Below are 11,847 nucleotides of genomic sequence, written 5' to 3'. Positions count from 1 at the left end.
CTACTCCCCTACTCCCCTACTCCCCTACTCCCCTACTCCCCTACTCCCTGCGAGCATCATGCCCTACCAATCCCCGATCTCCCCCGGCCGTTCCTGGTATGAGGACACGGCCGGCCCGCGGCCTGAATACCCGGCGCTGGATGGCGACCGGACATGCGACGTCGTTGTCATCGGCGGCGGTTTTACCGGCCTGTCGGCGGCAGCGCATCTGGCCAAGGCGGGCGCCAATGTCGTTTTGATCGAGGCGTATCGCTTCGGTGATGGCGCCTCCGGGCGCAATGGTGGCCAACTTGGCACCGGCCAGCGCGCCTGGGCCGAGGACCTGGAAGCCGAGTACGGCTTGTCCCGCGCCAAGGCGCTGTTTGATCTTGCCGAAGAGGCGAAGGCGCATCTCCTCGAATTCACTGCCGCCAACCAGATCGATATCGACTATATGCCGGGCCAGCTCTCGGTGGCGCACAAGCCGCGCTATGTCGATGACTACAAGGCGCATGCCGAGATCATGGCGAGCCGTTTTTCCTACCCGCATATCTCGTTCATGGATGCCAGGGAGACGGCGGAGCGGCTGGGCTCGACCGCCTATTTCTGCGGCACGCGCGACACCGGCACAGGGCACATCCATCCGATGAAGCTGGTGATCGGCACGGCGCGGGTGGCAGCGCTTGCAGGCGCGCAGCTGTTCGAGGGGACTCAATCAACCGGCATCATGTCCAGTGGCGGCAAGGTCAAGGTTTCGACACCGAGAGGCACGGTGACGGCGCAGAAATGCCTGATCGCGGTCAACGCCTATGGCGGCACGCTCGAGCCGGTGAGTGCCGCGCACATCATGCCGATCGGTTCGTTCATCGGCGCGACGGTGCCTCTGGATACGCACTCGGACGTGCTGCCGGGCGGCGAGGCGGTCGACGATTCCCGCTTCGTCGTGCGCTATTTCCGCAAATCGAAGGACGGGCGGCTGCTGTTTGGCGGACGCGAGGTCTATGGCGTCAACGATCCCCGGGATATCCACATCCACATCCGCCGCCAGATCGCGGAACTCTATCCGGCGCTCGGGGATGTCGAGATCACGCATGGCTGGGGCGGCTATGTCGGCATCACCGTGCCAAGAAAGCCGTTCGTGCGCGAAGTGATGCCCAATGTCATCTCGGCCGGCGGCTATTCCGGCCACGGCGTCATGCTGTCGAACTACTTCGGTAAACTCTATGCCGAAACCGTTGCCGGCAACCGCGACCGGCTGAAGCTGATCGAGGATCTGAAAATCCCGCCTTTCCCTGGCGGCCGGCGTTTCCGTACGCCGCTGCTGTTCCTGGCGCTCAACTGGTTTGCGCTGCGCGACAGGATCTAGCCGGCCGGCCTGATGTAATATTGTAATATTTGTTGTAACATTTGTTGCCCGTGCGACGCATTGCGCAATTTCCCGCAAAGGCGCAGAATCCTCTATGTTGGCGTACTGATGCCACAATCGCAGGCGAAAGCTGCCGGTTCTGGGCGATTGTTCGGGGATTGTTGCGGGCCTGCCCGCGTTGTTTTTGGGACCGATGCGGATCAGACGCCGGACTTCCGGCACCGATCGAAAGAACGTCGGCCCGCTTATGGAGGTGGCAAGAGTGAGAGAGCCCTTCAGTTTCGGTACGCCGGAACGTCGGCGCTTTGCCATGCAGTTCGGCTACGACATGCGGCCGTCCTTCTGGCAGGAAGTCCGTTCGAACTCGCATCTGGTGATCGCCGCGATCGGCACCGCCGCACTGCTTGGCGTCGCCGCCGTGGCGCTGTGGCTGGCGCTGCCGGCCAGCGACAGGCAAGCGGCAGCGAGCCCCGAACAGACCATTCCAACGGTTCCGGTGAAGACGACGAAAATAACCCCGGTTGGGGCCGCGGTCGCTGCGGCAGCCGTGCCGCAGGCGCGCAAGTCCGACGCAATTCCAACAACTGTGGCGGCCGCGCAAGACAACATTCCCGCACTCGCCGCCAATGACCCACGCTGGACCGGTTCCCAGCTGAAGGCCGCATCCGCGTCCGATTCGACTGCTCCCAGCCAGGTGGCGGACAAGGCACCCGACAAGCAAACGGCGGCATTCGCGCAGCCGGCAGCCGATACCGATGCCGCCACCGAACTTGCCAAGGTAGCCGCGCCCGGCGCAACCGCGGGCAACCATCCCGACGGCGCACAAACCGCCGCCATTCCCGAGGTGCAACCGCAAGTGCCGGCTCAAGAGCCAGCGGCAGAAGGTGATGACAGCCAGGCCAAGGCGAAGCCAAGGAAAGCCGCAGCCGCCGGAACAGGACGCATCCTGAGGGCCGTGACCATGCGAAGCGGCCCGAAGAAAAATGCCGCCGCCATCGGTACGGTGCCAGCCAAAACCTCGGTGCAGGTGATGAGCTGCAAGAAATGGTGCCAGATCACCTACAACGGCAAGACCGGCTGGATCTACAAGAGCTACATCAAGACCGGCGCCTGACGCCCGCCGCTCAACGACAGGTCCGTCTCCCTTTCCGATGCATGCCGTCGCTCCAAGATCGCTGTGCGCTTTTGGACGACATGCACCAGGCGTTCAGATGCAGCGGCCGCCGTCGACCTCCAGCGCCACGCCGGTGATGAAGGCGGCTTCGTCCGAGGCCAGCCAGAGTGCGGCGTTGGCGATGTCGAGCGGCGTCGAGAGCCGGCCGAGCGGGATCGATGCGCGGAACTTCTCGCGGATTTCGGGTGTGTCGGCGCCCATGAATTTCTCCAGCATGCCGGTCTCGCCGGCAACCGGGCAGAGGCAGTTGACGCGGATGTTCTTCGGCGCCAGTTCCACCGCCATCGATTTGGTGGCGGTGATCGCCCAGCCTTTCGACGCATTGTACCAGGTGAGGCCGGGGCGCGGCCGCAGACCCGCGGTGGAGGCCGTGGTCAGGATGACGCCGCCGCCCTGCCGCTCCATGATCGGCACCACGGCGAGTGCCGCGTGATAGATCGCCTTCATGTTGACGGCGGTTATCAGGTCGAAGGTCTCCTCGTCGACATTGAGCATGTCGCCGTTGCGATGGGTGTAGCCGGCATTGTTGACCATGATGTCGATGCGACCGAAGGCGCTTTTGGCGGCATAGATCATCTCGTCGAATTCGGAGCGCAGCGAGACATCGGTCTGGGTCCAGATCGCCGCTTCGCCGATCTCGCCGGCGACGCGCTCAGCGCCCCTGGCGTTGAGATCGGCGACAACGACCCTGGCACCCTCCTGCGCAAAGCGCCTGGCGATGCCCTCGCCAAAACCGGACGCAGCACCGGTGATGACGGCAACCTTGTTTTCCAGACGCATGTTTTTCCCGCTCATGATTGATGACGATCAACCGGCGCGCCGATAGCGCACATCCGCGCGAACCCGTGGCTTCTGGCCGGATTGCTCGAAAGATGTGCGGCCATCGCCGATTTCTCCTTTGGCTTTCGCGTCGATCCCGCTCTATGCTGCAACTGCGAAGGCTTCCGGTGCCGCGCCTGTCGACAAGCCTCCGGGTCATCGGACTGTCAAGGGGCAGGCGCATACACCCAGATGTGACACCATGGCACTGGAAAATTTAAATCGATTAGATTATATCAGCCGCGTCACAGCGACCGGCGTCAGAGCGGACAGACCATGACCAGCCAGATCATCCCCGTCGATCCTTTCGACTTCATCATTTTCGGCGGCACCGGCGATCTGTCGGAGCGCAAGCTTCTGCCGTCGCTCTATTATCGCCAGCGCGACCATCAGTTTTCGGAGCCGACACGCATCATCGGCACCTCGCGCTCGAAGATGAGCGACGAAGAATTCCAGGCCTTCGCCAAGCAGGCGATCTCGGACCACGTCAAACCGGCCGACATCGACGCCAAGGAACTGAAGACCTTTCTGGCGCGGCTGTCCTACGTCTCCGCCGATGCGACGAGCGGCGCCGGCTTCGACAAGCTCAAGAAGGCGATCGGCGACAGCGACCGCATCCGCGCCTTCTACCTGGCGGTGGCGCCGGCGCTGTTCGGCGACATCTCGCACAAGCTGAAAGAGCACAATCTGATCACGCCGAACTCGCGCATCGTGCTGGAAAAGCCGATCGGCCGCGATCTCGATTCGGCACGCAAGCTCAACGACCTGGTCGGCGACGACTTCCACGAAAGCCAGATCTTCCGCATCGACCATTATCTCGGCAAGGAGACGGTGCAGAACCTGATGGCGCTGCGCTTTGCCAACGCGCTCTACGAACCGTTGTGGAATTCAGCCCATATCGACCATGTCCAGATCACCGTGGCCGAGACCGTCGGCCTGGAGGACCGCGTCACCTATTACGACAAGGCCGGCGCGTTGCGCGACATGGTGCAGAACCATATGCTGCAGCTCTTGTGCCTCGTCGCCATGGAAGCGCCGTCGTCGATGGATGCCGACGCCGTGCGCGACGAAAAGCTGAAGGTGCTGCGGGCACTGAAGCGCATCAACGGCAACGAAGCGCCGAAGCACACCGTGCGCGGGCAGTATCGCGCCGGGGCTTCGGCCGGCGGACCGGTGAAAGGCTATGTCGAGGAACTCGGCAAGGACAGCAACACCGAGACCTTCGTCGCCATCAAGGCCGAGATCGGCAATTGGCGCTGGTCGGGCGTTCCGTTCTATCTGCGTACCGGCAAACGGCTGGCGACGCGGGTTTCGGAAATCGTCATCGAATTCAAGCCGATCCCGCATTCGATCTTCGGCGACAGCGCCGGACCGATCTTCGCCAACCAGCTTGTCATCCGGCTGCAGCCGGACGAAGGCGTCAAGCAGTTCATCATGATCAAGGATCCGGGCCCGGGCGGCATGCGGCTGCGCCAGATTTCGCTCGACATGAGTTTCGCGCAGTCCTTCGACGGCCGCGCACCGGACGCCTATGAGCGGCTGATCATGGACGTCATCCGTGGCAACCAGACCCTGTTCATGCGCCGTGACGAAGTCGAGGCGGCGTGGAAATGGATCGACCCGATCCAGAATGCCTGGGAAAGTGCCAGGCAGGAGGCGCAGGGCTACACGGCGGGCACCTGGGGCCCATCGGCCTCGATAGCGCTGATCGAACGTGACGGGCGGACATGGCACGAGAGCAATTGAACAGCGCCGCCTACAGCTGGAACGGCTTCAGCGGGCGCCAGGAACTGGCGGCAGCCCTGGCCGGCCATGTTGCAGGCAGACTGACCAAGGCGATCGCCGAGCGCGGCACGGGGTTGCTCGCCGTCTCCGGCGGCACCACGCCGGCAAAATTCTTCGCCGCCCTTTCAGCGATACCCATCGCCTGGGACAAGGTGATCGTGACGCTGGTCGACGAGCGTTTCGTGCCGGCCTCCTCGCCACGCTCCAATGCCGGGCTGGTGGCCGCCAATCTGTTGCAGAACGCGGCCAAGGCGGCTCGTTTCGTGCCGCTCTATCACGAAGCCACCAGCATCGAGGATGCAGCCTCGTCCGACGATGCAGCGCTCCGATCCTTGCCCTGGCCGCTCGATGTCGTCGTGCTCGGCATGGGGCCGGACGGCCACACCGCCTCGTTCTTTCCCGATGCCGCCGAACTGGCAACACTGCTCGACCCGTCTTCCGACAGGATCGTGCTGCCGGTTCATGCGGCAAGTGCGGGCGAGCCGCGGCTGACCCTGTCGCTGGCCCGCATCGTCGAAGCCGGCTTCATCGCGCTGCACATCGAGGGTGAGGACAAGCGTATCGCCTTCGACGGCGCGGTGGCGCCCGGGCCGCGAAAGCCAATCCGCGCCGTGCTCGACGCAGCGCAAAAGCCCGTAGAGGTTTTCTGGGCACCCTGATTCTCGATTTACACCGGGCCCGGCAAACGGCGGGAGGATGTTTCCGGGACCTCGCCTGAAAGGACCGATACCATGACCGCCAGACGCGACATCGAAGCCATCACCGAACGCATCCGCCAGCGCTCTAAGCCCGGCCGCGAGCGTTATCTCAGCCGCATCGCCGAGGCGTCGAACCGCGCCGCCAACCGGGCCGTTTTGTCGTGCGGCAACCTCGCTCACGGCTTTGCGGTGTGCAGCCCCTCGGAAAAGCTCGCGCTGGGCGCCGACAAGGTGCCGAACCTCGGCATCATCACCTCCTACAACGACATGCTGTCGGCGCATCAGCCGTTCGAGAGCTTCCCCGCGCTGATCAAGGATGCAGCCCGCGAAGCCGGCGGCATCGCCCAGGTGGCAGGCGGCGTGCCGGCGATGTGCGACGGCGTCACCCAGGGCCAGCCCGGCATGGAGCTGTCGCTGTTTTCGCGCGATGTCATCGCCATGGCCGCCGCGATCGGCCTGTCGCACAACATGTTCGACGCCGCCGTCTATCTCGGCGTCTGTGACAAGATCGTGCCGGGGCTGGTGATCGCCGCCCTCACCTTCGGCCATCTGCCGGCGGTGTTCATTCCGGCCGGACCGATGACATCAGGCCTGCCCAATGACGAAAAGGCCAAGGTCCGCCAGCTCTACGCCGAGGGCAAGGCCGGACGCGCCGAACTGCTGGAGGCCGAGTCCAAATCTTACCATGGACCGGGCACCTGCACCTTCTACGGCACGGCGAATTCCAACCAGATGCTGATGGAGATCATGGGCCTGCACACGCCGGGCGCGTCCTTCGTCAATCCAGGCACGCCGCTGCGCGAGGCTTTGACCCGCGAGGCGACCAAGCGGGCGCTGGCGATTACTGCGCTTGGCAACGCCTATACGCCCGTCGGGCGGATGATCGACGAGCGCTCGATCGTCAACGGCGTCGTCGGCCTGCATGCCACCGGCGGCTCGACCAATCACACCATCCACCTGATCGCCATGGCGGCGGCGGCCGGCATCGCCATCACATGGCAGGATATTTCCGACCTGTCGGAAGCGGTGCCGCTGCTGGCGCGGGTCTATCCGAACGGCCTCGCCGACGTGAACCATTTCCACGCCGCCGGCGGGCTCGGCTTCCTGATCCGCGAACTGCTCGACGAAGGCATCCTGCATGAGGATGTGCAGACGGTGTGGGGCGAAGGCCTGCGGCCTTATGCGGTCGAGGCAAAGCTCGGCGCCGACGGAGGCGTGGTGCGCGAAGCCTCGCCGCGGACAAGCGGCGACGAGAAGGTGCTGGCGCCTTTCAACAAGGCGTTCCAGGCGACCGGCGGCCTAAAGGTGCTGTCAGGCAATCTCGGCCACGCCGTCATCAAGACTTCCGCGGTGAAGCCGGAGCGGCGTGTCATCGAGGCGCCGGCCAGGGTCTTCGACAGCCAGCAAGGGCTGAACGATGCGTTCAAGGCAGGCACGCTGACCGGCGATTTCATCGCCGTCATCCGCTTCCAGGGGCCGAAGGCCAATGGCATGCCGGAGCTGCACAAGCTGACCACCGTGCTCGGCATCCTGCAGGACCGCGGCCAGCGCGTGGCGCTGGTCACCGACGGACGCATGTCGGGCGCCTCCGGCAAGGTGCCGGCAGCGATCCATGTCACACCGGAAGCGGTCGAGGAGGGTCCTATCGCCAGGATCCATGAAGGCGACATCATCCGGCTCGACGCCGATGCCGGCACGCTGGAAGTGCTGGTGCCGGCCGGCGATTTCGCGCTGCGCCGGACGGCGGATGCCGATCTCATCGGCAACGAGTTCGGGTTCGGCCGCGAGCTGTTTGCCGGCTTCCGGCAACTGGTCGGCCGCGCCGATCATGGCGCCAGCGCCTTCGGCACGGCCTGACGGCAGTTCTGCGCAACCCATGAAAAGGGGCGGCACTTGGCCGCCCTCTTGCGGTTGTGCATACGATTCTATTGCACGGTTAGCTCAGCTCGCTCGCCGGCTTTGACCGTCACGTTGCCTTCTTTCGAACTGTTGTCGGATTTCTCCGAGACGACGGCATAGTCGCCCGCCGGGATCGCTGCCTGGTACTTCTGGTCGAATGCATAGCCAAGCGACTTGCGGTTGCCGTTGATGTCCTTTTTGGCCTCGAAAATCTCGATCTTCGAGGCTCCCGGCGCGGTGATCGCCAGCACGCCGGCATTCATTGCGATTTTCAGATCCTGAAATTCGCCGACCTTGACGGTGAACGGCTGCTCGACAACGGCGAGATCAACCGTCGCAATCAAGACATAGTCATCGGCCGGCAGATCGAATTTGCTGTCGGGTCCGTAGGCATAGGTCACCTCGTCCCTGGTTCCATCGATCTTCTTTTTTGCCTTGAGCACCTTGAAGCCGATGCCTGAACCGTCCGCCTTGTCGCCGCCGGCAGCATAATAAGCATTGGCAACGACATGGCCGACACCGACAATCATGTCCTTTTCCACGGTCTTGCCGGCAGCCAGCGGAATCGTTTCGGTAGCCACGCCCTGCCCGATCGTGACCGTCACTTTCTCGTCGCCGGCCGGCAACACGGCTTTCGTGGTCCCATAGAAGGTGGCGGGCATGTCAGCACCCGGATAATCGATGACGATAGCCGCGCCATCGACGACATCTGCCCCCTCGCTCGGTCGCGGATGGATGATGAGCGTGCCGGCATTCAAGTTGAAGAGAGGCTCGTAGACTTGGCCCGCCTCGATCTTGACTTTCTGCTCGGTCTTGGCCTGGCCGTCGCTGGCCACGACGATATAGTCGCCCGGTTCCAGATTGGCCTTGTAGGCGCCGTATTCGGTGCTGACGTAGTCGCCGCGCGTACCGTCGGGTTTCGCCTTGTAGATCTCCCAGGCGTTGCCGTCAGTGACGGGATCGCCGCCCTCGGCAAGCACCGCTATCGGCTGGAAATTGAAGTCCGGTTTGGCCGGCTCGGGCGCGGGTGCCGGGGCTGGCGCGGGAGCCGGTTCAGGAGCCGGCGCTGGTGCTGCCACGGTCTCGGCAAGCGCCTCCTGCAGCGCCTTCTCGTCGGAGGCCTGGATGTATTTGCCGCCGGTGTTGTCGGCGAGGCAGGCGATCTGCTTGCCCTCGTCGGCGGTCAGGCCGAAGCCGACGACATCGGCGGTGAAGTCGACGCCGGATGCCTCGAGCTCCTTGCCAAGCGCGCAGGGGTCGCCGCCGCATGTTTCGAGCCCGTCGGTGATGAGCACGACGGTCGCCTTGTCCTCGGTGTATTTCAGCGCCTCGGCCGCCTGTTTGACCGCCGCCGTCAGCGGCGTCTTGCCGAGGAATTTCAGGCTGTCGGCGGCGGCCGAAATGGCGCTGCCCGAACCTGCCTGCGGCGGCACGATCAGCTGGATGTCGTCGCAGCTGCCCTTTTCACGGTGGCCATAGGCCATGAAGCCGATCTCGTCGTCGATGGGGACCGATTGAAGCACGGTTCGAAGCGACTCGCGGGCGATTTCGAGCTTGGGCTTACCGTCGATCTGCGCCCACATCGAGCCGGAGGCATCGAGAATGATGATGACCTTGTTTGCGGCGAAGCCGAACGTCGTCATCGACAAAAGGAGGATCGCCGCAGCGACGCCCCGTGCAAGTCCCGCCATCGAAATCTCCTAAATCCGCCCCTGATCCGGGCGGCAAGCTATTTGACGCGGCGCCGGGACACAAGTCCGGGCGCCGGTGCGCAGGGCTGCGGACCCAGCTTAACAAAAGTCCTGACGACAGCCAGTTCGGCGGTGTCGGCAGCCTTTTCCCCGGTAATAGGAATTTTTTCTTGACACCATGACCTCAGCTAAGGTACATATTTGGCTATGGTGCTGATTTGCGCCGGTGACCCGCCGCAATAGGCGGGTTTTTCGTTTGATGCACCCGTCAGCCTACGCGCGGCGAAGGCTCCGAAAGAACCCGTAACCCCAATTCGCTGCCCTGGCCCGATGCGCCGGGGCCGAATGCCAACTTTTCAACGGAAGCGAAGTTCAGTAAGTCGTGCGGCGTTCTTCCGAGGGCGGCCTGCCGAATTGCAGCCGATAGCTCTGGGCGAAGTAGGAATGCGAGGTGAAGCCCGTCGCGATCGCCACGTCGAGGATCGGCATGTTGGTCTGGCGCAGCAGTTCGCGCGCCCGCTCCAGCCGCAGCCGCATGTAATAGCGGCCGGGCGTGACGCTGAGATGGCGCAGGAACAGGCGCTCGACCTGGCGCACCGAAAGGCCGGCGGATTTGGCCAGCTGTACCGCCGAAAGCGGCTCGTCGAGGTGGTCGGCCATCAGTTCGACGATGCGCCTGAGCTTCTCCGACTTGCCGGTCAGGTCGCGTTCGGGTCCGACGCGCTGACGGTCGCCGGCCGAGCGGATGCGTTCGTGCTGGAACTGGTTGGCGACGCCATTGGCCAGGTTCGAGCCGAAATCGCCGCGCACGATCTCCAGCATCAGGTCGATCGAAGTGGTGCCGCCGGCACAGGTGTAGCGCTTGCGATCGATCTCGAAGACGTTGCCGGTGCAGTTGATGTCGGGGAATCGCTCGACGAAGCCGGCACGGTTTTCCCAATGGATGGTGCAGCGATAGCCTTCGAGCTGGCCGGCCTCGGCCAGCAGGTAGGACCCGACCGACAGGGCACCCAGCGCATTGCCGCGCCGGCCCCAGCTTCGCAAAGCCGCCAGCACCTTGCTCTTGCCGGGGAATTCGGTCGTCAGCCCGACCGAGACGAAAAGGATATCGACCGGCGGCAGGTCGGCAACGGCGTAGTCGATCTTGAGCGGCAGGCCATTGGAAGCCATCACCGGATCGCCATCGGCCGACACCGTGGTCCAACCGTAGAAGTCGCGGCCAAGCAACCGGTTCGCCGACCGGAACGTATCGATCGCGGCAGCCAGCGAGAACATGGAGAACTTGTCTACCAGCAGGAATGCGAACTGCCGGCCGCCTTGAACGGGGTCAGTCATGACCGGCCGTTCTGAGGGAACACTGGGGTTCGGCAAAGCTGCAGCTTTCTGGCGGGTCAGAAGGACGGCCGTTTCAATCCGGCCGCAAGGTAGGCGGAGGCTAACGTATTGGCCATCAGCATGGCAATGGTCATGGGGCCGACACCGCCGGGCACCGGTGTGATGGCGCTGGCGGCCCTGGCCGCTTCGGCATAGGCGACATCGCCGACGAGGCGGGACTTGCCCTCGCCCTTTTCCGGCGCCGGGATGCGGTTGATGCCGACATCGATGACGGTGGCGCCTGGCTTCACCCAATCACCCCTGATCATCTCCGGCCTGCCGACGGCCGCGACAAGGATATCGGCGGTGCGGGCCAAGGCCGGCAGGTCCCTGGTGCGGCTGTGGGCGATGGTGACGGTGCAGTTGGCTGCAAGCAGCAGGTTGGCCATCGGCTTGCCGACGATATTGGAGCGGCCGACGACGACGGCGTTGAGGCCGGACAGGTCCTTGCCGCGCACCCGCTCGATCAGAAGCATCGAGCCGGCCGGCGTGCAAGGCACGAACGCTGTCTCGAGTTCACCGGTGCCGAGCTTGCCGACATTGATGAAGTGGAAGCCGTCGACATCCTTTTCCGGCGCTATGGTCTGGATGATCTTGCCGGCGTCAATGTGGGCCGGCAGAGGAAGCTGCACGAGGATGCCATTGATGGCCGGATCGGCGTTGAGGTCGCCGATGGTCTTCAGCAATGCCTCTTCGGAGGTTTCGGCCGGCAGCGTATGCTGGACGGAATGAAAGCCGCATTCCTTGGCGGTGCGCGACTTGGACGCGACATAGACCTGGCTGGCCGGATCCTCGCCGACGATGACCACGGCAAGACCGGGCTTGGCCTTGCCCTTGGCGACAAGTTCAGCCGTCAGGGTCTTGACCGTCCCCACAACGTCCCCGGCAACGCTCTTGCCATCAATCACTTCAGCCATGGACCACCCTCAACACCAGAATGCCCAAGCGCGTCGCTTGCGGAAGCGCCGCGCGTTTAGATCGTTCACAGCGTGGCATCTTAACGAAAAAAACAACAAGCAATCCCCCCAAACCCCCCTCCCAATCCCGTTTAGCGCAACCCGC

Annotated in this window: 9 protein-coding genes; 5 read left to right on the top strand and 4 right to left on the bottom strand. The window is 63.9% G+C overall.

Translation table 11 applies throughout. From position 1 onward, the window contains the following. The first annotated feature begins 58 nt into the window (after nt 1-58). Both AC0L2D_RS26635 and AC0L2D_RS26630 read left to right on the top strand, forming a co-directional pair. Nucleotides 59-1,345: an NAD(P)/FAD-dependent oxidoreductase gene (locus AC0L2D_RS26635; protein WP_473543174.1), complete on the top strand. Its 1,287-nt coding sequence runs from the start codon at nt 59-61 to the stop codon at nt 1,343-1,345. A gap of 262 nt (nt 1,346-1,607) precedes the next feature. Then, entirely contained in the window at nt 1,608-2,459 is an 852-nt protein-coding gene (locus AC0L2D_RS26630) for an SH3 domain-containing protein (RefSeq protein WP_027162286.1), read from the top strand. A 93-nt stretch (nt 2,460-2,552) separates the two neighbouring features. Here the strand turns inward: AC0L2D_RS26630 and AC0L2D_RS26625 are convergent, their stop codons facing one another. Beyond that, nucleotides 2,553-3,299 (bottom strand): SDR family oxidoreductase, encoded by a 747-nt coding sequence (locus tag AC0L2D_RS26625; protein ID WP_027162287.1) that lies wholly within the window; start codon nt 3,297-3,299, stop codon nt 2,553-2,555. 315 nt (nt 3,300-3,614) lie between these two features. On the opposite strand from AC0L2D_RS26625, the gene zwf reads away from it, so the two are divergent. The 3 genes from zwf (at nt 3,615) to edd (ending at nt 7,678) form a co-directional block, all read left to right on the top strand. Continuing rightward, nucleotides 3,615-5,084 carry a glucose-6-phosphate dehydrogenase gene (gene zwf, locus AC0L2D_RS26620; RefSeq protein WP_013530236.1) on the top strand — a complete coding sequence of 490 codons (1,470 nt, stop codon included), beginning with the start codon at nt 3,615-3,617 and terminating at the stop codon, nt 5,082-5,084. Continuing rightward, entirely contained in the window at nt 5,066-5,782 is a 717-nt protein-coding gene (pgl, locus tag AC0L2D_RS26615; RefSeq protein ID WP_027162288.1) for a 6-phosphogluconolactonase, read from the top strand. Before zwf ends, pgl begins: the two co-directional genes overlap by 19 nt. Before the next feature lie 72 nt (nt 5,783-5,854). Continuing rightward, entirely contained in the window at nt 5,855-7,678 is a 1,824-nt protein-coding gene (gene edd / locus AC0L2D_RS26610; RefSeq protein WP_027162289.1) for a phosphogluconate dehydratase, read from the top strand. Nucleotides 7,679-7,746: 68 nt separating this feature from the next. On the opposite strand, the gene AC0L2D_RS26605 is transcribed toward edd, so the two are convergent. The 3 genes from AC0L2D_RS26605 to folD all read right to left on the bottom strand — a co-directional run bounded on the left by AC0L2D_RS26605 (nt 7,747) and on the right by folD (nt 11,702). After that, entirely contained in the window at nt 7,747-9,411 is a 1,665-nt protein-coding gene (locus tag AC0L2D_RS26605) for a vWA domain-containing protein (RefSeq protein ID WP_224621940.1), read from the bottom strand. Nucleotides 9,412-9,783: 372 nt separating this feature from the next. Further along, nucleotides 9,784-10,746, bottom strand: a complete 963-nt coding sequence (locus tag AC0L2D_RS26600) for a GlxA family transcriptional regulator (RefSeq protein WP_013530232.1) — start codon at nt 10,744-10,746, stop codon at nt 9,784-9,786. Nucleotides 10,747-10,802: 56 nt separating this feature from the next. Further along, nucleotides 10,803-11,702: a bifunctional methylenetetrahydrofolate dehydrogenase/methenyltetrahydrofolate cyclohydrolase FolD gene (gene folD, locus AC0L2D_RS26595; RefSeq protein WP_224673950.1), complete on the bottom strand. Its 900-nt coding sequence runs from the start codon at nt 11,700-11,702 to the stop codon at nt 10,803-10,805. Nucleotides 11,703-11,847 lie beyond the last annotated feature (145 nt).

Source organism: Mesorhizobium sp. WSM4833 (assembly GCF_055811095.1).
This window is presented reverse-complemented; position numbering and strand designations above follow the sequence as displayed.